Here is a 24,690-nt window from a genome sequence, read left to right as displayed (position 1 = left end):
TGGCTGTACTTCCTTTTTCTCCTCCGGAGAAAGCACGCGTCGTATCAACTTTAACACTGCATTCTGCCAGTTTACCCGCAACATTTTGTATGGGATATAATCGTAATCTTTCCACTCACCACCTTCGGTCAATCCACCCATCGTTACAATCATATGCACATGGGGGTTAAACTCGAGTTTCGAGCCAAAAGTGTGAAGAGTCAAAATGATACCAGGCCGAATTTTATGTTTCTTGAAATAATCCAAAATCACTTGCGCAGCGTCATCCATTAATCCTTTCAAAAGTATTTCCCGATGATACTTTAAAAAGATGGTCCTCAGACCTTCATCGATGGTAAAAACAATATGTCTGTGATTGGTGTGGAACATATCTTGAGATACAACCTCGCTCCAACGCTCACTTTCACCGACAGAACACGTCGGGCAAAATTTGCCTTTACACCGAATCGGAACTTTTTTTACCGCATGGCAACCTTCACAAACATATAACCGAAATCCTTTCGAAATATCCCCACAGTATCTAAATTTTTCAACCTCTTTAAAGACCACAGGTCTTATCTTCAGCTTGAATCTTTTAGAAAACTGGTCCCAATGATTATTCTTGTCAAAGAAAATGGTATGGAGAATATTCTGATTCATACTTCTATTTTACCACTGTGAAACCAAAACAAAAACTGTGGAACATGTGCTATCATCACATTCCACAGCTGAAAAATTTTATACTTTCCTATAATATCAAAAAAAGCTGAACCCGCAATGGGTCCAGCTTTTTGGTTCGTACTATCGGTGCTGTTTGTATTTTTTAGAAGAATACGTTTGTTACGCCATCGCCTGAAGCACGGAAGCTTTCAGCTGATGTTGAACGGTAACCGTTCAATACTTCATTAACTGCTTGGATTGTGTCAGCAGTAGGTACTTCCGCTGACGCTGCTCCGTTGGAAACTACTGAGAATTGACCTGATGCATACAATACAGCGTCAATAGTCGTTCCGCCCCAGATTCCTGATTCAACGCGGTTCATGATAACGGAAGCAACGTTCAATTTTTCTTGGTAGCTTGGGCCTGCTTCAGCTTGGACTACTTGATACAAGAAGTTGCTAGCTTGGTAGGTCGTTGCTGCTGTTTGTGCTACTGCAACTGGCTCAACATATGTTTCTACTGCTGGTGCTGCTACTGGTGCAGCTGCTTGAACTTCTTCAACTGCTTCAACTGGTGTTTCGACTTCAACTGCTTCTTCGGAGCTGACATCGTAGCTCTTCACTTCTGAGTCTTGTTCAACAGTCACGATGTTGTGATCTGCTGACAATACGATTGAGTTGCCGGCAATGATCATATCTGCATTTCCGATGCTGTTGACATCGACTAAAGCATTCACTGATACGTCAGTCGCCAATGCGATTGCTGATAAAGTGTCGCCCCATTGGAAAGTGTATTTGCTGCCGCTCTCCAAGTTTTGGATATCTGCTTTGATTTGATCTGCTGTACGTGCTGTCCAAGTGGATGAATTATATTCTGTTGCGTTTGCTTGTGTAGGATTCGCTGTTGCCATAAAACCGATGGCTGCTAAAGTTGCGCTCGTTACGAATAATCTAGATTTGAAGTTTTTCATGTGTGTTTTGTCCCTTTCTTCTCTTCGCAATGTTTTCGTATTGCAATTTATACTCTTCATGACCTTTTTTATTTGATAAATGAAGTATTTATCCAGGTCTCGATCGGAGTTCTTTCAACAGAGACAATCCTATCATGAAATAAACCGCCAAAGTTAAAAATACATTCTTTGTTATTCCATCTTAACGTGACTGTCTCAAATAACTGTTTATCTTACAAACATAAGTCAAATATTACGCTGTCGTAATATAGAAAATCAATTTGTAACAATTGGCACAATAGCTGTTCTTTTTCACAAACTCCATGTCATAAAATAGATAAACCATTGATCTAACAGCTATTCCAGCTGTAATATTTTCATCATTTTATTTCATTTCCCAAGCGGATCCGACCCATTCCGCTTTTAGTGACTAAAAATTATTACAAAACATTTGCTTATTGTAAACATAAATAAAAAGCGGTTGGGACAAAACCCAACTGAATAATAAAAACAGGCGTGAGCTTACCCAAATTAGGTGAGCCCGCGCCTGTTTTTTAACCACCTAGGGAGGTTGCTGGTAAACAAAAAGGATACCTATAGAAATGGGATTTTTTGACCCGTCAGCCGCGTGTGGCTATAATGGGGGTAAGATGTGTAAGGAGTCATTACAGTCAGGAGGAGATTGTTATGAAAAAGTATGTACGTTTTGGAATTATGATTCTGGTCTCTACGGTAATTATGTATTTCTTGATGTTCTTGAATGTATTTCAGCTAAATCATATTTACTTCAGTGAGATGCGGCTCTTAATGACGTTGATCATGGGATCTGTGATGGCGGTTGTGATGCTGTCGTTTATGTGGAAGATGTATGATAATAAGAAGTGGAACATTATCATACTGGGAGTGAGTTTCCTAATCTTCGGTGTTTCGTTATGGTTGGTGCGCAGTCAGGCGACAATAGATGATGTGGATTACATGCAAGCGATGATTCCACACCATTCCATTGCCATCTTGGCGAGTGAGCGTGCAAAGTTAGAAGACGAGCGTGTCCGAAAATTGGCAGATGAAATCATAGATGCGCAGGAGCGGGAGATTGCGGAGATGAGAAGCTTGATTGAGGAGATTCAGCAAGAAAAGTAATATTTTGATAGAGATGAATGGACAGTGAACATGAGGAAATACACTGCCCATGAAGCCCTCATTGGAAGGCAAACTGCACCAAAATCCTCAAAAAAAGGTTCCAACCACCATAATCTGGTGATTGGAACCTTTTTTCATTCATTTCAGCTAGTTATGTCCCAGCCTCAAGATATATTGATTATAAGTAAGCGGGCGACGGGAATCGGACCCGCGACATGACCTTGGGAAGGTCGCATTTTACCACTAAACTACGCCCGCATGCTGGCCTGTTCGACCGGACTGCATGTTCCATTCTACTCCTAAATTGTGCTCACTACAATAGCCAAACAGAAAAAATGTGCAAATTTGTGCGAAAAAAGCCCCCTCAGCGATTGCTGAGGGAGCCTGTGCCATTATTTTTTGCTTATTTGCTGCCGGTTACTTTGAACTTCGTGCTGGACAACGCTTCATTGAAAGTCGTTTCGGAAATGTCTTGGGTCATTTTGACCGTTGCTTTCTTTCCTTCCAGATCAACCGTTACTTCTTCCACACCTGCAATCGCAGAGAACTTCTCTTTGACTGTCGCTACGCAACCATCGCACTTCATTCCTTCTAGCATCAATTCTTTTTCCATAATCGTTTCCTCTTTTCTATTTATTAATCCTTTACCGTTTTGAGACGGAAGGTTTGAACCCTTTCAGACGTAATGCATTCAACACAACCGATACCGAGCTGAAACTCATCGCTGCTCCGGCGATCATCGGATTCAACAAGGGTCCCCCGAAGACGTGCAGTATTCCCATTGCGACAGGAATGCCCAGGACATTATAGGCGAATGCCCAGAACAGATTCTCCTTGATGTTTTTGATGGTGGCTTTGCTGAGTTCGACGGCTGTGGCTACTGCCATCAAATCGCTCTTCATCAGCACGATATCCGCTGACTCGATGGCGACGTCCGTCCCTGATCCGATGGCGATGCCGATGTCGGCTTGGGCCAATGCCGGTGCGTCATTGACGCCGTCTCCGACCATGGCGACTTTGCGGCCGCCCTGTTGCAACTTCTTGACTTCTTCCGCTTTGTCTTCAGGCAATACTTCACTCAAGACCCGGTCGATCCCCACTTGGTTGGCAATGGCTTGCGCCGTACGTTTATTGTCGCCGGTGATCATCGCGATTTCGATGCCCATACCACGGAGTTTTTTGATAGCGGCCGCACTGCTTGCTTTCACTGTATCGGCAACGGCGATGATGCCGGCCAATTCTCCATCCATTGCGATGTACATCGGTGTTTTGCCTTGTTCAGCCAACATGTGGGAGGTTTCGGCAAATGAACCGAGTCCTATTGCATGATTCAGCATCAACTTTTCATTTCCCAACAGAAGCTCTTTCCCATCGATTGTGACGGCAATACCGAAACCAGGCAGCGCATTGAAGGCGGATGGTTTCAACAAAGACAGCTCTTTCTCTTCAGCATCGCGAACGATGGCTTCTCCAAGCGGATGCTCCGACCCTTTTTCGGCCGATGCCGCCAACAGCAACAGTTCATCCGGATCAAGCCCTTCACGGACCAGAACATCCGTAACTTTCGGCTTGCCTTCCGTGATTGTTCCCGTCTTGTCGAAAACGATTGTCTGAATTTTATGCGTCACTTCCAGAGCCGTCCCGCTTTTGATCAGCACACCGTTCTCGGCGCCCTTGCCGGTACCCACCATGATGGCGGTAGGTGTCGCCAAACCCAAAGCGCAAGGACAGGCGATGACCAAGACCGAAATCGTGATGGTCAGTGCGAAAATCCAGGATTCTTGTCCCCAGAAGTACCATGCCAGCCCGGCCAGAACAGCGAGCACGATGACGATCGGAACGAAGTAGCCCGAAATCGTATCAGCCAGTTTTGCGATCGGTGCTTTTGAACCTTGGGCATCTTCCACCAACTTGATGATCTGTGCAAGGGCCGTATCTTTTCCGACTTTTTCTGCCCGGTACTGGATGGAACCATTTTTGTTGATGCTGCCGCCGATGATGGCATCGCCCGCTTTTTTCTCCACGGGCATGCTCTCGCCTGTCAACATCGATTCATCAACGGATGTCAGGCCTTCCGTCACTTTTCCATCGACAGCCATCTTTTCGCCGGGACGGACAACCAAAATGTCCCCTACCATGACGGCATCCAGTTTGATTTCCTGCTCATTGCCGTCACGGATGACGCGGGCAGTCTTAGGCGCTAAGCCCATCAGTTTTTTGATGGCCTCCGACGTCTTGCCTTTTGATACGGCCTCGAAGTACTTCCCGAGCGTGATCAGCGTCAAGATGACGGCCGCCGATTCGTAATACAAGTTCATGACAAGTTCGTTGTTCCCTCCGATTGCTGCAAAGGTGCCATATAGGCTATACAGAAAGGCGGTACTGGTCCCCAAAGCCACCAGCGAGTCCATATTCGGGTGGCCTTTGAACAAGGACTTGAATCCTACCGTAAAAAACTTCGTCCCGAGCACCATCACCGGAATCGTCAGCACTAGCTGCGTGAGCGCGAACGTGACCGGGTACATATTCGGATGGAGGCTCATCGGCAAGGGCAAGCCCAACATGTGGCCCATCGCGAGATACAGAAGAGGAAGCGTGAATACCGCCGAGAGCCAAAAGCGTCTCCACATATTTTTGATATGCTGTTCTTTCTTCGCTTGGTTTTGGTCGCTTTCTTCTATAGTAGCGTTCTCTTCGATCGCCTTGTAGCCCGCTTCGGCCACAATTTTTTCGATATCCCCTGGATGAAGCACGGTCGGATCGTAGGAGATAACCATTTTTTCGGTAGCCAAGTTCACTGACGCATCAGATACGCCGGCAACTGCCCGGGTCACTTTTTCCACGGTTTGGGAACACGAGGCGCAACTCATGCCTTCGATCAGAAATGTCTTTTCTTTCTTGTTTGCCACCAAAACGTAGCCAGCTGCATCGACTGCATTCTTCAGAATTTCTTCGGAAAAATGGCTTTCATCGACGGCAACCGTCAATTTCTCGGTCGCCAAATTGACTGTGGCTTCCTTGACGCCTGCGACTTTAGCTGCCGCTTTTTCCACGGCTTGTGAGCACGATGCACAACTCATGCCTTCTATTTCATAACTTTTATTTTCCATCGGGCGATTCCTCCTTGTGTATGCAACCGGTTTGTTTACAGTTGCATTGTCCTGGCGTGCACATGCACTTCACTTCATCGACTGCCGTGCGTTTTTTTGCGGCGATCACCTTTTCCAACAATGCAACATCAGCGTGGCTAAGCGTCGCTCTTTCAATCAGTTCTGCTATCGTGCTGCCGACTTTTTTCGTGCAGACGTGCGCCAAAAGGTCTTCGGTAGCGCCGCCGACGCTTTCCTGTTCGGATACGTTTGCGCTGTAGATGAATTTATTTCCGATCGGTTCCGTAGCCAACAAACCTTTGTCGACGAGTCTTCCGATCAACGTTTTGACGGTGGCTTGTTTCCAATCCATTTTTTCCTGCAAAACCGAAATGATTTCCCGGCTGGTCGCTTTCCCGTTTGCCCAGACAACACGCATCACTTCCCATTCAGCGTCGGTTATATTTTTCTGTGTCGAATCGGTCATTCTTTTCATCCTTTCGTTGTTGTTTCTTGCTTCTGAAGTAAGTTTACATCTGTAGACGTTTTATGTCAAATGATTTTAACCAAAAATAAAAAACAGCAAGTTACCGCCGATCGGTTGGCCTGCTGTATTGCTCTCTATTAATTTGTTTGCACTATAGTAGGTCATCAGTACCGTTGCTCACTTTCGCGCTTGCGCACGCGCCGGCGGTATAAGGTCGGCGCCATGCCTTCCTTTTCCTTGAATTTGCGGGAAAATTCCGACGCGGAGGGGATCCCGACCAGTTCGGCTATTTGCTTGATGAAGCGTCTTGAATGAATCAGCAAGTAGCGCGCTTGATCCATCCTGACACGATCCAAATAATCCAACAATGAAACGCCGTAGATCCGGATGAAAACCTTCTGCAGTTCCGACGAGGGGCCATGACAGGCTTCGGCAATGCTATTCACGCTCAATGGGTGTTGATAATGGTTATGGATAAAGCGCTCGGCCTGGCTGGCCCATTCCAGATCCGTAACGGCCTTCCCGTTCGGTCTGCATCTGCGGCAAGGACTATATCCGTTAACCTCCGCAGCCTCGGCTGAAGTAAAGATGCAGACATGATTGAATTTAGGAAGCCGGGAAGGACAGGACGGCTTGCAGTATAATTGTGTGTTCCTGTCCGCGTAAAAGAATTCTCCATCAAAACGCTTATCCCGTTCATTGATTGCTTGCCATTGCTCCACATTCACTGCTTGTTCTGCCCTATCCGCCGCCATCGTCTGGTTCCATCCTCTTCAACCGTCATTTATATCCGCTTCCCATTATAGTATATTAATCAAGGATATGCTTCAGTCCGTTGCGAAAAATTTATGCCTTCTCGCAAAAAAAAACAGCAGTCGCACCGAATGGCACTGTTGCTGTTTGATGACGACCGGAACGGTCTGTCGCTTACCCGATATTAATTCCGGCATAAGTCAATTCGGCCTCTTCGCCGCGGACTTCCAAGAGCGCTTTTTCGATGATGGCCATGACCTGCTCTTCATCACCGCTGTTATTGACGATGTCAAACGTATCGATGTTGATCTTGATTTTTGGACTTTGATTGTACTCCTGATACCATTGCTCATAATTTTTGAATAGCAATTCATAGTAGGCCAATAACTCGGAATCGTCCTCGATCTGCTCAAATTCACGGCCGCGCTTGCGGATGTGATCCAAAATCGTCTCGAATGAACCATCCAGATAGATCAGCAGATCCGGCGCTTTTTTGGGCATGCCTTCCAGTTCTTCCATCATGTTCGCCAACAGATCATTGTAGATATCCATCTCTTCTTGGGAGATGTTGCCTTGCAGGTGGTTGACCCGCGTGAACAACGCGTCTTCATATATGGAACGGTCCAAGACATTATTGTCATCAGTCAATGCAGCCTTGATGCTGCGGAAACGCGTATTCAAGAAATATATTTGAAGGCTGAAAGCCCATTTTTGTGGATTATCATAAAATTTATCCAAGATCGGATTGTAATCGACGCTTTCGAAAAAGGCCTCCGTCCCCAATCTTCTTGAAATCATTTCAGTGTAGGTCGACTTTCCAGCACCTATCATTCCTGCCATTACCAGCACGCTCAATCATATCCCTTCCTTTGGTGTTATCTGATTATTTCTGTATTTTTATGTAACTTCCGATCCGCTGATTTACGGAACAACATTTAGTATCATACCACGCAAGCAAAACGAGATATAGTGTTTTTTTGATTAGAAAATCCACTTCCAGCCTAAAAAGGACACGCTCTTCCTGCTCCCAAAAACACTGGTCAAAAGCTTTCAAATGCACTATGCTAGAAAATAAAGGAGGATGCCCATGAGTTTGAACCATCGTACCATCAAAATCGCTTTTGCCACAGTCATCGCCATTCTGATTGCGCAATTTTTTGATTTGAATTATTCCGTTTCGGCCGGGGTCATTGCGATCCTCAGTGTGCTGGACACCAAAAAATCCTCCGTTATGACGGCACTGCAACGTATTGCCTCCACGGTGTTGGCATTGACGATCGCGACGATCCTGTTCCGTCTCTTCGGCTTCCACATCGTCGTGTTCGGCATCTACCTGTTGTTTTACGTACCATTGGCCTATCGCTTCAATCTTCAATCCGGCATCGCGCCTTGTTCGGTGCTTGTGACGCATCTGTTGTTGGAAAAGCAGACAAGCTTTCCTTGGCTTCTGAACGAACTCGCCCTGATGATGATCGGCGCCGGCGTGGCTATTTTATTCAATCTGTACATGCCCTCCAAAGCGAGCCAAATCATTTTGCTTCGTGAACAAGTAGAGACGCAAATGAAGGAAGTGCTGCATAGTTTCAGCGTCGCCCTTCGCGAGGGGGATGACCGTAATCAAGGCCGGTTGTTGGACGAATTGGATGATCAATTGGAAAAATACAGGCAAGTCGTCTATGCGGAATTCGACAATCAGTTGCTGGACCAATCTACCTATAATATCCGCTACTTCGATATGCGCAGCGAGCAGGTCACGATCCTGAAATATATGGCCACCAACCTCGGCTTGTGCGCGCTGCCGACAAGCGAAAACAAGATTTTGGCTGGCCTGTTCTTCCTGACTGCCGCCCAACTGCACGAACAGAACACCGGGATTTATCTGATGGAGGACATCGATTCATTGCTGCAATCATTCCGCGAAAGCGAGTTGCCGGCCACCCGTGCGGAGTTCGAAAACCGTGCCATCCTGTTCCAGTTGCTGAACGACTTCAGACGCTTCATCCAGACGAAAAAATTATTCTACGAAGAGTACGCAGCGGAAATCATTACAAAAAAATGAAATTTTCGTGAGAAAACATTTGACACTTACTAATCGTGTTGTTATTATGTATATAAATTCAAACAACCTCACGGTGAAAAGAAGAGTACGGATAACGGAAATGCACAGAGAACCTCGGCATCTGAGAAGAGGACAGGAAAGTCATCCAGAAAATGGTCTTAGAGTGATTGGTTTGCGAACGCCTTAGGGCCTCAGCAAGCCACGTCTGCATACGTTACAATGCCGCAGTATAACAAGACAGAACGGTCGTCTTGCGTACTGACTGAGGGGGCATGCGCGAGCATACCCTGAACCAAGGTGGTATCACGATGAGCAATCATACGTCCTTGCACAGCAATGTGCGGGGGCGTATTTTTTTTACTGTACGATATCGTTTGACAAAAAATAAAAATTGAAAGAAGGAAAATAACATGACAACAGCACAAAAAACAACAACTTTACCATTCAGAGCCGACCACGTAGGGAGCTTTTTACGCACAGAACCATTGAAGGAAGCGCGCTTGAAATTTGCAGCCGGCGAAATCGATGCAGCCGCTTTGGACCAAGTGGAAACGGAAGAAATCACGAAATTGGTCAAAGACCAAAAGGAAAATGGTTTGAAAGGTTTCACTGACGGCGAATTCCGTCGCTCTTGGTGGCATATCGATTTCATCGAAAACCTGAACGGATTTGAAGGCTATGTGCCGGAACACGGCTATGACTTCGGGGATGTGGAAGTCCGTAAGTACGCTTTCCGCAACGTCGGCAAAATCTCCTTCAATCCGAACCACCCTTTCCTGGCTGCTTTCAAATCATTGAACGAAATCGTCGGTGACCAAGGCGTGGCGAAATTCACGATCCCTAGCCCGAACGAAGTTTTCTATCCAGGCTACCGCAACGAAGAGATCTATCCTTCGGTTGAAGCGTACCAAGCTGACGTGCAACAAGCTTACATCGACACTGTCCAGGCTTTCTACGACCTGGGCTGCCGTCACCTGCAATTGGACGATGTACACTGGGGCTTCCTTTGTAACTTCGCAAATGATTCGGAAGAGTACAAAGCTTCCAAACGCGTTGCCGCTGAGAACGTTCAAGCCATCATCGAAGCAAAACCTGCTGATCTTGTCTTGACGACACATGTCTGTCGCGGTAACTACAAATCCCATCACTCATTGGAAGGCGCTTATGATCCGATTGCAGAAGAACTGTTCGGACAAACAAGTTTTGACGGTTACTTCCTGGAGTATGATACCGATCGTTCCGGCGGTTTCGAGCCACTTGCCTTCTTCAAAGGCAAAGGCCGCATCGTATTAGGCCTGGTTACTTCGAAGACAGCTGAGCTGGAAGACAAAGAAGAAATCAAAGCCCGCATCAAGGAAGCCAGTAAATACGTGCCTTTGGATCAATTAGCGTTGAGCCCGCAATGCGGATTCGCCTCCACCGAAGAAGGCAACTTGCTGACGGAAGCAGAACAATGGGCTAAAGTACGCCACGTTGTGGAAATCGCCAAAGAAGTTTGGCCAGAAGATTAATCTCATAATGATGAAACGCACAATCAGCCGATTGTGCGTTTTTTGGTGTGATTCAGTCTAGGTGGGCGGAAGCGCTAGCTGGCTTGCGACGGTAGGCTTGCGACGGTAGGCCGCCTGAACTCCGGTTAGGCGTTGCTCGCCGGAGTTCAGGCTTTTTTTTCACGTGTACTCCGGTGAGAGCTCTCTCGCCGGAGTTGCGGACCTCCTTCCGGCTGGCTGCGCAGCTTTATTCGTCTTCGTCCTCATCCCTGCTGTCGATGTGTTTCCAACATACTGTAGTCGATCGGATTATTCCGCAGCATCTCATTGGCGATGGCGATGACATCCGGACCGGCACCCACTTTGAATACCAACTGCGGTTCAATCGGGAAGTTCACCTGGATATCCGCCTGCTTCGTCAATTGGCGATCCATCTGCCGAATAAGAATATCCAAACTTTGGATCGCGACATTGAACGGCGATTCCAGTTGCCGATCGACCGCATCATAGATCATCGACACGGACATCAGCACGCTGAAGAGCGAACGGTCAAAAAGAGGGATAGGCAAATTCATCATCACCCCGCCATCGACCAACTGTCTCCCGTCGATTTCCGCAGTGGAAAAGATCATCGGAAACGCACAGGACGCCGCTACGGCAACTCCCAATTCGATATCCTGCGGGTAGATGAGCCAATCTCCGGTCGGGCTCGTGAAAAAATCGGGTTTGTTGGTGAAAACAATCAATTCGCTTGTGTGGATGTCCACGGTCGTGATCGCGATAGGCAACCGGCAGTCGGAAAGCATTCGGCAGCCAATTTTTTCAAATAATTGACAGGCCATCTGTTGTAGATTCTGCAATTCAACGAAGCCGTTATTGTGTTCCCTTACATGCTGAAAGAGCAGATAGGCGGGCCTGCTGAAAACGCCGCGATCGGCAAATTCCCGTTCCTCTTCCAATAAGGTTTCCTCGATCTCGGATGCCGTGAGCCCGCTGGCCACCAAAGCCGCTACGACCGCCCCCATCGAAGTGCCTGCGACGGCATCGATTTTGACGTGATGCTTCTCGAGATCATGAAGGACGGCAAGCTGCGCAAAGGACTTCAGGCCGCCTCCAGCCAGACTGAGTCCAAACAGTCCCTTGCCTTTTTCTGCTTGTTCAGGCGATTCCATATGCGTTCCCTTCCTTCAAAAGTCGTATTCTACCATAATTATCGCTTATTTCGGCGGAATCTACAAAAAAGAAGACTATTGAAGGAACGCTACCTCCTGTGAACTTGTCTTTCGCAGGAGCTGGTGGGTTATATTCAGGTGGTTTCTCCGGCCAGATCACCGCTCCCCGTTGTTGAAGCCCAATCCTCATCCCGTCCTCCGACGAGGCCACTGCCCGCCGGAGGACGAGACCCCCTTTCCTCCTTGGTATAGAGTCCCCGTCCGCCCACAGGTACATCGGCACAACGCAAAAAAGCGGCTTTCAGCCGCTTTTCCGCATAAAACTATTCGAAGCCTAAGATGAAGATCCCTACCATGATCATTGCGATGACTGCGTATTGTTTTGCAGTCAGCTTTTCCTTCAAGAAGATCCGCGAAAGGATGACGGACACCATACTATAGGAAGAAATCAGCGGCGCAACGATGACTGCGTTTGCGCTGATCGCAAAAACATAGAAGAACTGCCCCAATGTTTCGAAGATGGCTGCCAGGCCGCGGTCTTTCTGATCGCGCAAAGCAAAGGTTTCCTTCTTGATCAAGACAAGATAAATCCAAGCCAAAACCGCTACAATCAGCCAGGTCAATTCATAAGAAATGTTCGCCTGCATTTCGTCCATCCCTCTGTCGAAGACCCACGCATCCGCGAAAGTCCCAAGGGAATCGATCAATGCATAACCCAGCGGGAACAACAAAGCGATCGCTCCGTATTTATACTTACGGTCCACCATTTCCTTGTTCTCTTTCTTTTCTGCCTCAGCAAACCGCTGTTCGAATACCGACAGCAGGATGACGCCGGCCGTTATCAGGCCTACCGCAAAAAACTGGAGACCGGTCATTGTTTGACCCAAGAAAATGAAAGTCAGCAAGCCCGATATCGCGCCGGACGAGTTTTGTACCGGTGAAGAAATCGACAGTTCCAGAAATCGCAATCCGGCGTAGCCGACCGCCATCGATAAGATGTACAACGCTGATACAGGCAGGTACGTGATCATGTTGCTCGGGTCGTAGACCACCCCGGAAGTCAGCATGACATAGACCGCATGGATCCCCATGACCGCACCGACCATGATGACGATCTTCAGATAACTGTATTTATCTTTCGGATCGCTCCCCTTTTTATAAAACAAATCCGCTGTGCCCCAGGCCAAAACGGAAACTATCGCAAATAAAAACCACATGCTCCATCCATCCTTTATAAAATAATTTCAAAAACTTACTTACTAATTATACTAGATGGATGGAGTATGCAATAAAAATAACGCAATGTTAACAATATGTTAACAGACTTATCATAAGCAACACGCAATATTGTCGCTGACGATAGATAACTGACGCGTGTTTCTGCACCTGCAAAACGGAAACCGCAAAAGGCCTTCAATCCCTTATAATACCGTTTCGAGAGTCAGTCGCGCACTCTTTTGCCCAAGTAGACGAGATCGCGCTCGATGCCGTCGAGTTCAGCCACTCTCGGTAAATATCCCCATTGTTCAAAGCCGAATTTTTTCATCAGCCCGATGCTTGGTGCATTGTGGCCGAAGATAAGGCAGACCAGATTTGTGATGTCCAACTCGTCGCAGGCAGCCAATACCACCTCCATAATCTGTGTACCCATTTTTTTGCCGCGGTAGTCTTCATGGATATAGATGCTCAATTCTGCTGTCTTGTCGTAAGCGGCGCGCTCGTGGAAAGCCTGAAAGCTCACCCAAGCGCAGATTTTCCCATCCTCTTCAAAAACCCATATCGGTCTGTAGCTCGGCGAATGGTCCAGGAACCAGCCCATTTTTTGTTTGACGGTCACCGGTTCCAGATCGGCCGTCACCATCCGGCTAGGAATCGTCTGGTTGTAGATGGCGACGATATCTTCCACATCATCCAAAGTTGCGTTTCTATGTGTAAGGGTCATTTGTTTATTCCTCCAAAAATCAAAAATTCACAGCCCGACTTCTCGAAGGACTATACGCTATTTTACCAGTTTGTCCCGACGATGTGCTATCTATTTTCAGAAGGATGGAAAAATAGTGTTTGTCTGCCCCCAATTTCTGCAGGATTGCCGCAGTTTTTCGTAATCTTCCCAATGAAAATCGGTTATACTGGATACAAGAATGGGGTGGATTAAATTATGAATGAAGAAATATATATCGCAGAAGATGAAGATGGCATCCGTTTGACGGTGAAGACATTTTTGGAGAGCGAGGGCTATGTGGTCTCCGACTTTCCGAACGGCGATCTGCTCTACGATGCTTTCCTGAACAAACAACCGGACCTGGTCATCCTGGATGTGATGATGCCGGGATCGAGCGGCTTCGAGATCACCAAAAAAATACGCGACATCAGTTCGGTCCCGATCATCATCCTGACCGCAAAAGACAGCGACATGGATTACGCAACGGGCATCAACCTTGGCAGTGATGATTATTTCACGAAACCGTTCAGTGCCATCGCCCTGAACATGCGCGTGAAAGCGATGCTGCGCCGCATCAAGATGGATCAGGAACGCATGCCTTCCCGCCAGGAAGACGCGACACTGCGGATCGGCGATATCGAGATCGATCTGGCCGCCATGTCCGTCAAACAGAATGGTACTTCCCTCAACCTGACACCGAATGAATACAATGTGTTCGTCTATCTAATAGAAAACAAAAACCGTGCTGTTTCCAGGGACGAACTTTTGGACTCGATCTGGGGCTACGGCAAGGACATCGAGACGCGGGCCTGCGATGATACGGTAAGGCGCCTGCGCAAAAAACTGACCGGTTCCACAGTCGAGATCGAGACCGTTTGGGGATTCGGCTTCACCGTGAAGGAGTCGTCTGCAGGATGAAGACATCGAAAAAAAGTTTGAAGATCCGTCTTCTGACGACCGTTACCTTGCTGTTGGCTGCCATCTTTACCTTGATTTATCTGGTGTTCAATTTTTTCTTTACCCAGTACATCGAAACAGCAGCGGCCTCGCTGCTTGTCGAAGCGCGACAAAATTACATCGAGCGCCCCTTCGTTGAGGACAAAAAATTGGACCCGGAACCCGCCGCATCGGATGCAGAAGTTGTGGATGAGCCACGGGAAAAAAATCCTGAACCGCATACGGCCTTCGCATCCAGCGTCCAAAAGACGATCATTTCCGAAGATTTCGAAATACTGTTCCCGCAGATCCAGGACACCGGATTCAGTGATGATGATTCGTTGACGAATTTCGTTTCCGGACTGGAAAGTTCCGATATCACGCTGGCATTGACGGCCGATGGAAAATTGGAGTTGGAGGATAATCTCTACTACTATTCCATCGCCCCAAACGCCGAAGAGGAAGGGACCTACGCGGTATTCTTCCTGAATATGTCCGATCTGTTCGTCTTCGAGCAGAACCTGAATCAGATTCTTTTGATCATCATGCTGATTGGGCTGGTAACCATTGCCACCATCACCTATCTGCTCGTCTCAAGAATAACGAAACCGTTGCAGACGCTGGCTCTGTTCGCAAAAGAGATCGGTGAAGGAAACTATCAAACGATCGATGAGGAATTTGTCGACTTGGAGCTACATGAACTGAAGACGACAATGAACGAGACCACCAAAAAACTCAAGCTGTACGACGCCGATCAGCGCACGTTCTTCCAGAACGCTTCCCATGAATTGCGGACACCTTTGCAGATCATCAAGACAAACGCGGAAGGCATCGAAATCGGCATCATCGATGACAAAAAAGGCGCAATCGCGATCAAAAACGAGACCGACAAACTCGGCACGCTTGTTGAGGATATCCTTTACCTGTCGCGTCTGGAGACCCGTTCATCGGATCGGTTGACTGCCACCAATGATATCCGTGAAACATTGGCATATACCGCCGAACGCTACGCCAGTGTCAGTGATCAAAAAAATCTGCAAGTGCTGTTCGACTTCCAGAAGAATCCTGTCCTGTTCCATTATGATGAACGGGATTTTGAACGGGCCTTCCAGAATCTCATCTCCAACGCCCTGCGTTACGCAAAAGGCATCATCCGCCTGGGCTGCAAGGAGATAGACAACCGGATCATGATCACCATCTACAATGATGGCGAACCGATTTCCAAGACAGACCTGCCGCATATTTTCGACCGCTTCTACAAAGGCAATAAAGGCGTCCACGGCATCGGCCTTTCCATCGTCCAATCGATCGTGCAGACCTACGGCGGACGCATAGAAGTCATGTCTTCCGCAAAAGGAACAACTTTCACGATCATCCTGCCGCAACAAAATGCAAACAATTAAATAAAATATGGACCGAAACGCTGCCCGCCCCCATAGGACAGCGTTTCGGTCCTTTTTTGCAGTTGGATTCGGCATTCTTTCAACTTTACGCATCTTTCCGCTCACTTTGCCCCATTTTTGCAACAACTCTCTGCCCTGTTTACGGAGAATTGTTTCCCGGATCGGCATAGAATAAGGACATCAAGAGAAACAAGAAACGAGGTCGAGCGTTATGAGCGAAATATGCTACCGAAACGAATTCAAACACGAGATTTCCCAAAAGAACAAAGTCATCCTCACAAGTCGGCTGAGAAAGGTCCTGAAACATGACGAGAATTCAGTAGGCAACAGCTACAGCATCAGGAGTCTCTATTTTGACACGATTTATGATGATGCTTATTGGGACAAAGAGGATGGCCGCAGTTACCGCGAGAAGTTCCGGATCCGTTATTACAACAATGACGCTTCCTTTATCCGCCTGGAAAAAAAAGTCAAGGACGGAGCAGTCGGTTACAAACAGAGCGCCTGCATCACGAAAGAAATAGCAGACCAGCTTATCCAAAAAAAATATGATTGCCTTGCTGATGCCAGCCATCCTTTGCTCCAGGAATTTTATGCAAAGTGCAAAAGCCAATGCATGGAACCAAAAGTGATCATCACTTATGAACGGGAAGCTTTCGCCTACGGACCCGGGAACACTCGCATCACGCTGGATTTTGATATGCACGCCAGCACACAAGTATCCTCTTTCTTCCACGATGGCCGAATCGGAATAAGGGAGCCCGGGATCGACTGCGTACTGGAAGTCAAATTCGACAATTATCTGCCTGGATGGATCCAAAGTCTGGTGCAGACAGAAGAAACAAACAGCACCTCGCATTCAAAATACGTAATTGGAAGACACCTAAACCAAATTTAAGAAAAGCGGTACAAGCCGTTCTGCCTCGAAAGAAATTTAGGAAATCTGCCCCTGAATGAGCATCGCAGAGCGCAATGGGGCAGATTTATCTAATTTCCGAGAGGCAGGCTTGGACCGCTAGCCATCATTCTAGAAGCAAGTAATATTATTTTAAACCATACCAGGAGGAATATTGAAATGACAACATTTACAGATATCATTAAAAACAGCTTTTTGGAGGAAACGGCTGACTTTTCCATCGCGGCAGCTTCAGTTTCCCTGCTATCGGCGCTCTTCATCGGCCTGTTCATCTTCTTCATCTATAAAAAGACCTATGCCGGCGTCATGTATTCGAAACCCTTCAACACATCGTTGGTTCTATTGTCGGTCCTGACCACTTTCGTAATCCTGGCCGTAACCTCCAACGTTGTCCTTTCCCTAGGGATGGTCGGTGCCCTTTCCATCGTCCGCTTCCGTACCGCCATCAAGGAGCCGCTTGACCTGGTCTTCCTTTTCTGGTCGATCAGCGTCGGCATCATCCTGGGAGCTGGATTGTATTCTCTGGCTTTCCTCGGATCTGCATTCATCACGGTCATCCTGCTCGTTCTGACAGGAAAGGTCGATTCTTCGGCCCCTTACATCTTGATGCTGCAACTGGAGAATGAGAATGCCGAATTGCAGGCGACCGAAATCATCAAAAACCGTTTCGGAAAAATAATCGTAAAATCCAAGAGCATCACGGACGGTCAACCGGAATTGATCTATGAAGTAAAAGTAAAGAACAACGAAACAAGCTTCATGAATGAATTGAGCGCCATCGAAGGCGTCCAGAACGCCACTTTGGTCAGCTACAACGGCAACCAAGCAGGCTGAGAAAAGCTAACTCTTGCAGCTAGACATTAACAGCAGATATTAACTAAAAAAACATACCAGACAGGAGAACTACCCCATGAAAAGTACTATAATGAATCTAAAGAATAAACCTCTAACTCAAATGCTCGCACTGACAGGCACCCTTTCCTTATTGACCGCTTGCTCGACTGAAGCGAGCACCACAACAGCATCCAGCGACGTCTCGACCACTGAGGCGACAGTTGAATCCACGCTTGTATCAGACTCCAATTATTCAGAAAGCAACAGCACAGCCATCAGTTTTTCCGATCAGACCATCACAGTCGATGGATCCGGAGCCGCTGCTGACGGTTCCATCCTGACCATCACGCAACCAGGCACATATATCCTCAGCGGAACCCTGAGCGAAGGCCAGGTCCGTGTCGAAACAGTTGATGAAGCCGATGTCCAGATCGTTCTCGATGGGGCCACCATCACGAATTCCACCGGAGCCGCCATCTACGTGAAAAGCGCCAACTCCGCGACCATCACTTTGGCTGAAGGAACAATCAATACTTTAAGCGACGGAGAAACCTATACCTTCGAAGACAGTGAAGACGAGCCTGATGCGACCCTATTCAGCAAATCCGACCTCATCCTGAACGGAACGGGAACGTTGGTCGTCGATGCCAATTATGCTCATGCCATCAAAGGGAAAGATGATGTGACCATCGCAGAAGGAATCTATGAGATCACTTCTGTCGGCGACGCAATCAAAGGAAGCGATTCGCTCTTCATCAGCTCCGGCACTTTCACGATTGATGCTGGCGGCGATGGGCTGCAATCGACTAACGAGGAAGAAGAAGGAAAAGGAACTTTATCGATTGAATCAGGCACCTTCGCGATTACGGCAGCTTCTGACGGTATCCAAGCCGCAACCGATCTGCAGATACTTGGTGGCGACTTTACGATCACAACCGGCGGCGGCAGCGCGAACAGCAGTACAGCGAGTGAGGCATGGGGAACATGGGCAGCACCTGCTGAAGAAGCAGCCACAACTACCACCGAGGAAACAACCAGCGCCAAAGGTTTAAAAGCGACAGGCTCATTAGCGATTTCCGGTGGCACCTTCATCTTGGACACATCCGATGACTCCATCCATACCAATGACACAATCCAAATCACAGGCGGAGACTTCACGATTGCTTCTGGGGATGATGGGATCCATGCCGACAACACCTTGACAATCGATGACGGAACCATTAATATCAATCAAAGTTATGAAGGCATCGAGGCTACCGAAATCACTCTGAATGGCGGAGAAATCACTTTGACTACCTCAGATGATGGCATCAATGCCGCAGGCGGAAACGATGCGTCAGCCGTCAGCGGACGCCCCGGCGAGAACACCTTCACTTCGACTGCAGAAGGAGCAGGACTCTTGACCATCAACGGCGGAACGCTTGTGGTAAACGCGAGCGGCGATGGACTCGACAGCAACGGAAGCATCGAAATGAACGATGGTACCGTGATCGTCAACGGCCCGACCGACAGCATGAACGGTACATTGGATTACGACAGCACGTTCAACATGAATGGCGGTACCCTGATCGGGGTCGGCAGCTCCGGCATGGCGATGAGCCCTTCTTCGACCTCAGCCCAAAGCTTCCTGTTCACGTCCTCTATCCCATTGGCTGCGGATGAAGCCATCCAGATCACCGGACCGGACGGAGAAGTGATCATGACCTTTGAGGCTTCCACAACGGCACAGTCGCTTGTATTCTCCAGTACTGACCTGGTCAACGGCTCTGCGTACACAATCACAACCGGAGGAACAGTTTCCGGCGAATCCACAACCGGTATCTATGAAGATACATCCTTCAGCGGCGGTTCATCCACCGTTGATGTCAGCGCCACAACTGAAGCAAGCAGCGGACAAATGGGCGGCATAGGTGGCAATTCAATGCCCGTATCCGGTGCGTCCGTGAAATAAACACACATCAACAAAATAACTTTCCTAGCCGAGCAATCCGGAAAAGAGGCTAACCATTCCTCTTTCCGGTCATTGGCTGAAATTAGTCCCAGAAGAGGTAACCGATATGAAAAAAAAGAAAAAACTAAAGAAAGAATATGCGCTTTTCCTGTCCACCGTGTTCCTTGCGGGCTGCGTCATGTTCCTAATGTGGGACCTGGCAAAATCCCAAGAAGGAGAAAGCTCCGCATCAGCCCAGACCTTGACGACGGATGTCGCGTACGCGGTTGATGAAATGCAGGAAGCGGATGAGACAAGCATAGCGGAAGCGAATGCGATTCTTCAGAGCAGCACGATCATGACGACAGCCGGAGAAGATTTGGCGGCGGATTTGGATGAACTGAATGCTGCCTACCCTGACCAGCTTGGCTTTGTCCTCATCAACGAGCAGACCGGCGAAGCCGTCACGACCAATGCTTCCCGCGTCTTCACCAGCGCGAGCCTGTACAAATTGTTTCTGACTTACGCTATCCTTGAACAGGTCGATGCCAGTGTACTTTCCTTGCAGGATCAGATGGCGGATGGGGCAACGATTGATGATTACCTGACGAGCACCATCACCGTTTCAGACAACGAAACCGCAAAGGAACTCGCCTATCTGATCGGATGGGATAAAATAGAAACCTTCATCCATGATCAGGGATTCGTTTCCACGAGTTTTAACCCTTATCTGGAATACGACGGCGTCTATTACAACGGCGATCTGGAAACAACCCCAGCCGAAGTGGCCTTCCTATTGGAGCGCCTATTGGACGGCGAATTGCTTTCAGAATCCAGCACAGCTTACTTTTTGGGACTCTTGGGCGATCAGCAACTCGTCTATGCCCTGAACACAGGCCTTACCGATGAGGTAACCTTTGCGCATAAAACCGGCTTGTTGACTGACGTATCCCACGATGCGGGAATCCTGTCGATGGACGGTCAGAATTATATCGTAGCCGTCTTGACGGATGGTTGGCTAAACGCGACCGATGACGCGACCCCAGTATTCGAGGGAATCGGCTCGGCAGTGATGACCTACCTGTATGCACAATAAACAAAAAAACATGACGAAAGCTTGGTCGTTCGGATAAAGTTTCCGGAACCAAGCTTTCGCTATACAGCAACGATTTTTAGCGTATAAACCTCTCATGATAGGCTTGAAACCATAGCCAACAAAAGGCTTATCATTAGCTATCTGCCCTGAGTTGCGGTATGCTATAGAGGTACTATCTATTTGCTGACGTTATATTTTTTATATCCAGCTCAAATCCAAGCCAGTACAGGTATACTTCCAGGAGGAAAACATATGAAATTACAAGTAGAGAAACGCGAAAAAGTTGGCTCATCTGCAGCAAAGCGTGCACGATTGGACAAGAAACTGACTGCAGTCATCTATGGTAAAGATGTTGAAGCAACTCCAGTATTACTTGATGCAAAAGATTTTGACGAAGTGCTCAAGCAATTAGGTAAAAATGCGATTTTTGAAGTCAGCATATCCGGCGGAAAAACGATGCAAGTCATCCTTAAGGACATCCAACAGGCTGCCCTGAAGAACGAAATCCAAAACGTCGAATTGCAAGTAATCACAAAAGGTCAAAAATTGACGATGACTGTTCCGATTCACTTGGTCGGTACTGAAGACGTCAAAGAAGGTGTCTTGACTCAAACATTGAACGAATTGGAAATCGAAACGGAAGCTACCAATGTCCCTACCGAATTCCAAATCGCTGTTAATGAAATGACAATCGGTGATACGTTAACAGTTGCCGATATCAAAGTCGATGCCGACATTTCAATCCTTACCGACCTTGAAGAAGCAGTTGTTGTCGTTTCTGCTCCAGTAGCTGAAGAGGTTGCAGAGGAAGAAGCTCCAACTGAAGAAGCTGAAACAGTCACTGAATAATTTTCAAACCAGATAAGCATAAAAACTTGATTGGCACACTTACAGGTTTCATCAAGTTTAGGCTTACCTACACAACAAAAAAGTTTCGGTTTTGAACGTCAAAACCGAAACTTTTTTTTGTGTATACTCAATTGATTCCTGAACCATTCTGGTTAAGAGTCCTTCAAAGCAGTAAATTGCTATAGCCAGTGGCTTTTTTCCAAATAGTTTTCCAGGAAGCGCTGAGCCAAACTGCCTTTTTTGATGTTGGCTTGCGCAGCTTCGATGGAAAACCATTTCGCCTGATCCACTTCATCCGTCATGCCATCGAGGCGCTCGCTCGCGACGATGCAGGAAAAATTCAGCATCAATGTGTTGGTTTTTTCAAAATATTCACTTTTGTTGTAGCGCAATCCAACCGTTTGCAGCCCAAGCTCTTCGGCGATTTCACGGGCCGCTGCCTGTTCCACATCTTCGCCCTTGTTGACGTATCCCGCACAGAGAATATAATCTGCCCCACCGTACTGCTTGATCAACAAAATTTTATCCTGTTCCTTGTTCAGGATGACCATGCTGACGGCCGTGTTGAACACAGGGAATCGATATCCCTCGCAACTGTTGCAATAAGGGATATTCCCTTCATTTTCCAGATGTTTCGCTTCCAGTTCTGTTCCGCATTCCATGCAATAATTCATTTATTTTGTACTCCCTTTCCGCTTATGATTCCGTTGGATACTTCTAAAACCGTTACCCCACTGCATGACTCATAGGACAATATGGGATATTATAGCACGCCGGCCTTTCCTTTCGAATAAAAAATAACCCGAAAATTGGACATTCGAATAAATGAATGTCCAGTTTTCGGGTTTGATTTATGGGTGACAGTTTGTTCTTCCTTTTTATTGTGCCGATTCGCAAATGGCTTTTATGTTTTCCAATGTATGCTGGGTCGAGTTTTCTTCCATTTTGTCCGTTACGAGTTTGTCGAGGATTTTGGTGAACAGCGTTTCAGGCGGAACGCTGTCGATATCGAACGTCAGCTCCGTTCCTCCATCTTTGGCGACGTAGCGGCTGGTTTGCTTGGTCGGAAAACTTCCGGTGATGTTCCCTTTCCAGATTGCGCCATCAGCAGTAAGCTGGCTTTCCGTTACTTCGATGGTGACCGGAAAATGCATGCCCATCATGGAATAGCTCGATTTTACGATTGTGCCGACTTCCCCTTTTCCGTGGACGCTTTCCGCTTCTGAAAGACCGTTGTAGAAGTGTGACCAATTTTCAGGGTTGATTGTGTACTCATAGACTTTTTCGACTGGTGCGTTGATGAAGATAGTTTTTTCAAAAGTAGCCATTATTGATGTTCTCCTTCCAAAAACCACGCAGTGCTTTATGCTTCGCTCGTAGACGTTAGGGATAGCCCGGAGGACAAAAAAGAAACTTTGCGCTTGCATTCTCCATGGGAAATTGGGACAGAATGCTTATTCGCCTTTATTATACGCCTGTGTTGGCCATTATAAAAAAGTAATGCCGCCTTTTCCAAAAGCAGCTAGAATCCAAGATATCTCCCCCTAATTTGCAAGATTCCAAGAATATCTCCAACTTATTGGTCGTATCGTTTGTCCTCCGTCAGTAATCACACTAAAATAGGAGTGATGAGAGAAATGAAGCCTCATGAATATTTAGTCTGTTTTTGACCGCTCAGTTCAAATGCCTTCTGCTTCGGGATGAATGAAATCAAGCGAGGGGATCACAATGGAAGAAGACATCAAAAAAAGCACACGCGAAGAAGTGTTGGAGCAACGCCAAGTTATTTTGAAGGATCTGATTCTTCGCCTTCATGCAGGTGATGATTACGAACAGATCAAGAAGGAATTCAAGGAACATTTCGCGACGGTCAGCGCTCTGGAGATTTCTATGATGGAACGGAGACTGATCGAACAAGGCATCGCAGTTGAGGAAATACAGAGGCTTTGCTCGATCCATGCCGCATTGTTTGCCGATGCAGTGACCTATGGACAAGCCCCTTCTCCTGATAGCGAGAAACCGGGCCATCCGATCCGGGTGCTGAAGGAAGAAAATGTTGCCATCGAAGCTACGCTCGACCGGATTGCGCGCCTTTTGGCAAGCTATCTGGCAGATCCGGATTCAGATCTGAAAACCGGGCTGCTGAAGCAACTGGATATCCTCTGGGGCTTCGACAAGCATTACGCGCGCAAAGAATATGTCATCTTCCCGATCATGGAGCGCTACGGCATGACCGCTCCGCCGAAAGTGATGTGGGGAGTGGACGACGAAATCCGGGGACAGTACAAGAAAATGAAACGGTTGTTGGAAGAAGGACAGCTGGACGCTCTCAAAGTGACTTTCGAAACGTTGCAGCAGGAGATGAAAGAGATGTTCATCAAGGAGGAAGACATCCTGTTGCCGATGGTATCCGACTCCTTCACTGAAGACGATTGGCTGAAGATTGCGGTTGAATCGGACGAAATCGGCTATTGCATCGTACACCCAGAAGCGTTGTGGAAACCCGAACGCGCCACCTTTGAAACAGATGAAGCGATGGGCTCCGTTCCGGAAGGCAACATCGCCTTCGGCACCGGCTACCTTACGGTGAAGGAACTGGAGAATATGTTGAACCGATTGCCGTTGGAGCTCACCTTCATCGATGCGGATGGGACCGTGAAATACTACAATGACGGGCCGGATGAGAAGATTTTCATGCGCACGAAATCCGCACTTGGAAGGGACGCCGAAAACTGCCATCCGCCAAAAAGCGTCGCGCTCATGAAGCAACTGGTCTCGGACCTGAAATCCGGAAAAAAAAGCCAGGAAATCATGTGGTATGAGGAAGGCGGAAAGTTTATAGTCGTGAATTATTGCGCTCTCCATGATGAGGACGGCACCTATCTAGGTGTCTTGGAATACGTGCAGGAGGCCCAGTCCATCCGCGAGCTAACAGGGGAAAAACGCCATCTTTCCGAATGAAGCCAGTTACGGACGGATGAGATTCCGGATGAATGTTTTCTTCAC

The 24,690-nt window shown here is 47.5% G+C and carries 23 protein-coding genes and 1 tRNA gene; 11 read left to right on the top strand and 13 right to left on the bottom strand.

Annotation, left to right across the window (positions count from 1 at the left end):
* A partial coding sequence (locus tag PH235_RS06410; RefSeq protein WP_272161538.1) for an IS91 family transposase occupies window positions 1-639 on the bottom strand: 639 nt, incomplete at its 3' end.
* Between the two features lie 163 nt (window positions 640-802).
* Window positions 803-1,609, bottom strand: coding sequence for a cell wall hydrolase (locus tag PH235_RS06405; RefSeq protein ID WP_272161537.1), 807 nt, complete (start codon window positions 1,607-1,609; stop codon window positions 803-805).
* Window positions 1,610-2,227: 618 nt separating this feature from the next.
* On the opposite strand from PH235_RS06405, the gene PH235_RS06400 reads away from it, so the two are divergent.
* Entirely contained in the window at window positions 2,228-2,728 is a 501-nt protein-coding gene (locus tag PH235_RS06400; RefSeq protein ID WP_272161557.1) for a DUF305 domain-containing protein, read from the top strand.
* Window positions 2,729-2,915: 187 nt separating this feature from the next.
* On the opposite strand, the gene PH235_RS06395 is transcribed toward PH235_RS06400, so the two are convergent.
* The 6 genes from PH235_RS06395 to PH235_RS06370 all read right to left on the bottom strand — a co-directional run bounded on the left by PH235_RS06395 (window position 2,916) and on the right by PH235_RS06370 (window position 7,906).
* Window positions 2,916-2,986: transfer RNA gene (locus PH235_RS06395), tRNA-Gly, on the bottom strand.
* 145 nt (window positions 2,987-3,131) lie between these two features.
* Complete coding sequence (locus PH235_RS06390; protein ID WP_272161536.1) at window positions 3,132-3,341, bottom strand: heavy-metal-associated domain-containing protein; 210 nt, start codon at window positions 3,339-3,341, stop codon at window positions 3,132-3,134.
* Window positions 3,342-3,372: 31 nt separating this feature from the next.
* A complete protein-coding gene (locus PH235_RS06385) occupies window positions 3,373-5,838 on the bottom strand; it encodes a heavy metal translocating P-type ATPase (protein ID WP_272161535.1) in 2,466 nt (821 codons plus the stop codon).
* A complete protein-coding gene (locus tag PH235_RS06380) occupies window positions 5,828-6,304 on the bottom strand; it encodes a CopY/TcrY family copper transport repressor (RefSeq protein WP_272161534.1) in 477 nt (158 codons plus the stop codon). The genes PH235_RS06385 and PH235_RS06380 overlap by 11 nt, the downstream gene beginning before the upstream one ends.
* A 164-nt stretch (window positions 6,305-6,468) precedes the next feature.
* The gene (locus PH235_RS06375; protein WP_272161533.1) at window positions 6,469-7,059 is read right to left on the bottom strand and encodes an Ada metal-binding domain-containing protein; all 591 of its coding nucleotides are present in this window, start codon (window positions 7,057-7,059) and stop codon (window positions 6,469-6,471) included.
* Between the two features lie 172 nt (window positions 7,060-7,231).
* Window positions 7,232-7,906, bottom strand: coding sequence for a deoxynucleoside kinase (locus tag PH235_RS06370; protein ID WP_272161556.1), 675 nt, complete (start codon window positions 7,904-7,906; stop codon window positions 7,232-7,234).
* 238 nt (window positions 7,907-8,144) lie between these two features.
* Between PH235_RS06370 and PH235_RS06365 the strand changes: the two genes are divergently transcribed.
* Window positions 8,145-9,116, top strand: a complete 972-nt coding sequence (locus tag PH235_RS06365) for an aromatic acid exporter family protein (RefSeq protein ID WP_272161532.1) — start codon at window positions 8,145-8,147, stop codon at window positions 9,114-9,116.
* Window positions 9,117-9,526: 410 nt separating this feature from the next.
* Entirely contained in the window at window positions 9,527-10,627 is a 1,101-nt protein-coding gene (locus PH235_RS06360; RefSeq protein WP_272161531.1) for a 5-methyltetrahydropteroyltriglutamate--homocysteine S-methyltransferase, read from the top strand.
* Window positions 10,628-10,869: 242 nt separating this feature from the next.
* On the opposite strand, the gene PH235_RS06355 is transcribed toward PH235_RS06360, so the two are convergent.
* The 3 genes from PH235_RS06355 to PH235_RS06345 form a co-directional block, all read right to left on the bottom strand.
* Window positions 10,870-11,778 carry a patatin-like phospholipase family protein gene (locus tag PH235_RS06355; protein WP_272161530.1) on the bottom strand — a complete coding sequence of 303 codons (909 nt, stop codon included), beginning with the start codon at window positions 11,776-11,778 and terminating at the stop codon, window positions 10,870-10,872.
* A gap of 323 nt (window positions 11,779-12,101) precedes the next feature.
* Window positions 12,102-12,995: an EamA family transporter gene (locus tag PH235_RS06350; protein ID WP_272161529.1), complete on the bottom strand. Its 894-nt coding sequence runs from the start codon at window positions 12,993-12,995 to the stop codon at window positions 12,102-12,104.
* Between the two features lie 224 nt (window positions 12,996-13,219).
* The gene (locus PH235_RS06345; RefSeq protein ID WP_272161528.1) at window positions 13,220-13,720 is read right to left on the bottom strand and encodes a GNAT family N-acetyltransferase; all 501 of its coding nucleotides are present in this window, start codon (window positions 13,718-13,720) and stop codon (window positions 13,220-13,222) included.
* Window positions 13,721-13,936: 216 nt separating this feature from the next.
* On the opposite strand from PH235_RS06345, the gene PH235_RS06340 reads away from it, so the two are divergent.
* From PH235_RS06340 to PH235_RS06310, 7 genes are all read left to right on the top strand, one after another.
* Complete coding sequence (locus tag PH235_RS06340; RefSeq protein WP_272161527.1) at window positions 13,937-14,638, top strand: response regulator transcription factor; 702 nt, start codon at window positions 13,937-13,939, stop codon at window positions 14,636-14,638.
* A complete protein-coding gene (locus PH235_RS06335; RefSeq protein ID WP_272161526.1) occupies window positions 14,635-16,059 on the top strand; it encodes a sensor histidine kinase in 1,425 nt (474 codons plus the stop codon). Before PH235_RS06340 ends, PH235_RS06335 begins: the two co-directional genes overlap by 4 nt.
* A gap of 211 nt (window positions 16,060-16,270) precedes the next feature.
* Complete coding sequence (locus PH235_RS06330) at window positions 16,271-16,957, top strand: polyphosphate polymerase domain-containing protein (RefSeq protein WP_272161525.1); 687 nt, start codon at window positions 16,271-16,273, stop codon at window positions 16,955-16,957.
* Window positions 16,958-17,134: 177 nt separating this feature from the next.
* Complete coding sequence (locus PH235_RS06325) at window positions 17,135-17,809, top strand: DUF4956 domain-containing protein (protein ID WP_106448842.1); 675 nt, start codon at window positions 17,135-17,137, stop codon at window positions 17,807-17,809.
* 76 nt (window positions 17,810-17,885) lie between these two features.
* Window positions 17,886-19,760 carry a carbohydrate-binding domain-containing protein gene (locus tag PH235_RS06320; RefSeq protein WP_272161524.1) on the top strand — a complete coding sequence of 625 codons (1,875 nt, stop codon included), beginning with the start codon at window positions 17,886-17,888 and terminating at the stop codon, window positions 19,758-19,760.
* Window positions 19,761-19,866: 106 nt separating this feature from the next.
* Complete coding sequence (locus tag PH235_RS06315) at window positions 19,867-20,835, top strand: serine hydrolase (protein ID WP_272161523.1); 969 nt, start codon at window positions 19,867-19,869, stop codon at window positions 20,833-20,835.
* A 252-nt stretch (window positions 20,836-21,087) separates the two neighbouring features.
* Window positions 21,088-21,684, top strand: coding sequence for a 50S ribosomal protein L25 (locus tag PH235_RS06310; RefSeq protein ID WP_272161522.1), 597 nt, complete (start codon window positions 21,088-21,090; stop codon window positions 21,682-21,684).
* A 179-nt stretch (window positions 21,685-21,863) separates the two neighbouring features.
* Here PH235_RS06310 and PH235_RS06305 read toward each other — a convergent pair whose 3' ends face one another.
* Window positions 21,864-22,358 carry an NAD(+) diphosphatase gene (locus PH235_RS06305; protein WP_272161521.1) on the bottom strand — a complete coding sequence of 165 codons (495 nt, stop codon included), beginning with the start codon at window positions 22,356-22,358 and terminating at the stop codon, window positions 21,864-21,866.
* A 204-nt stretch (window positions 22,359-22,562) separates the two neighbouring features.
* Complete coding sequence (locus PH235_RS06300) at window positions 22,563-23,012, bottom strand: SRPBCC family protein (protein WP_272161520.1); 450 nt, start codon at window positions 23,010-23,012, stop codon at window positions 22,563-22,565.
* A gap of 400 nt (window positions 23,013-23,412) precedes the next feature.
* On the opposite strand from PH235_RS06300, the gene PH235_RS06295 reads away from it, so the two are divergent.
* Window positions 23,413-24,645, top strand: a complete 1,233-nt coding sequence (locus tag PH235_RS06295) for a DUF438 domain-containing protein (RefSeq protein ID WP_272161519.1) — start codon at window positions 23,413-23,415, stop codon at window positions 24,643-24,645.
* Window positions 24,646-24,690 lie beyond the last annotated feature (45 nt).

The sequence above is a fragment of the Trichococcus sp. K1Tr genome (assembly GCF_028309625.1).
GTDB lineage: Bacteria > Bacillota > Bacilli > Lactobacillales > Aerococcaceae > Trichococcus.
This window is presented reverse-complemented; position numbering and strand designations above follow the sequence as displayed.

Bases quoted from the DNA above. Each gene is read 5' to 3' on its own strand.
- PH235_RS06405 (WP_272161537.1), bottom strand. From the start codon at position 1,609: ATGAAAAACTTCAAATCTAGATTATTCGTAACGAGCGCAACTTTAGCA.
- PH235_RS06400 (WP_272161557.1), top strand. From the start codon at position 2,228: ATGGGGGTAAGATGTGTAAGGAGTCATTACAGTCAGGAGGAGATTGTT.
- PH235_RS06390 (WP_272161536.1), bottom strand. From the start codon at position 3,341: ATGGAAAAAGAATTGATGCTAGAAGGAATGAAGTGCGATGGTTGCGTA.
- PH235_RS06385 (WP_272161535.1), bottom strand. From the start codon at position 5,838: ATGGAAAATAAAAGTTATGAAATAGAAGGCATGAGTTGTGCATCGTGC.
- PH235_RS06380 (WP_272161534.1), bottom strand. From the start codon at position 6,304: ATGACCGATTCGACACAGAAAAATATAACCGACGCTGAATGGGAAGTG.
- PH235_RS06375 (WP_272161533.1), bottom strand. From the start codon at position 7,059: ATGGCGGCGGATAGGGCAGAACAAGCAGTGAATGTGGAGCAATGGCAA.
- PH235_RS06365 (WP_272161532.1), top strand. From the start codon at position 8,145: ATGAGTTTGAACCATCGTACCATCAAAATCGCTTTTGCCACAGTCATC.
- PH235_RS06360 (WP_272161531.1), top strand. From the start codon at position 9,527: ATGACAACAGCACAAAAAACAACAACTTTACCATTCAGAGCCGACCAC.
- PH235_RS06355 (WP_272161530.1), bottom strand. From the start codon at position 11,778: ATGGAATCGCCTGAACAAGCAGAAAAAGGCAAGGGACTGTTTGGACTC.
- PH235_RS06350 (WP_272161529.1), bottom strand. From the start codon at position 12,995: ATGTGGTTTTTATTTGCGATAGTTTCCGTTTTGGCCTGGGGCACAGCG.
- PH235_RS06345 (WP_272161528.1), bottom strand. From the start codon at position 13,720: ATGACCCTTACACATAGAAACGCAACTTTGGATGATGTGGAAGATATC.
- PH235_RS06340 (WP_272161527.1), top strand. From the start codon at position 13,937: ATGAATGAAGAAATATATATCGCAGAAGATGAAGATGGCATCCGTTTG.
- PH235_RS06335 (WP_272161526.1), top strand. From the start codon at position 14,635: ATGAAGACATCGAAAAAAAGTTTGAAGATCCGTCTTCTGACGACCGTT.
- PH235_RS06330 (WP_272161525.1), top strand. From the start codon at position 16,271: ATGAGCGAAATATGCTACCGAAACGAATTCAAACACGAGATTTCCCAA.
- PH235_RS06325 (WP_106448842.1), top strand. From the start codon at position 17,135: ATGACAACATTTACAGATATCATTAAAAACAGCTTTTTGGAGGAAACG.
- PH235_RS06320 (WP_272161524.1), top strand. From the start codon at position 17,886: ATGAAAAGTACTATAATGAATCTAAAGAATAAACCTCTAACTCAAATG.
- PH235_RS06315 (WP_272161523.1), top strand. From the start codon at position 19,867: ATGAAAAAAAAGAAAAAACTAAAGAAAGAATATGCGCTTTTCCTGTCC.
- PH235_RS06310 (WP_272161522.1), top strand. From the start codon at position 21,088: ATGAAATTACAAGTAGAGAAACGCGAAAAAGTTGGCTCATCTGCAGCA.
- PH235_RS06305 (WP_272161521.1), bottom strand. From the start codon at position 22,358: ATGAATTATTGCATGGAATGCGGAACAGAACTGGAAGCGAAACATCTG.
- PH235_RS06300 (WP_272161520.1), bottom strand. From the start codon at position 23,012: ATGGCTACTTTTGAAAAAACTATCTTCATCAACGCACCAGTCGAAAAA.
- PH235_RS06295 (WP_272161519.1), top strand. From the start codon at position 23,413: ATGGAAGAAGACATCAAAAAAAGCACACGCGAAGAAGTGTTGGAGCAA.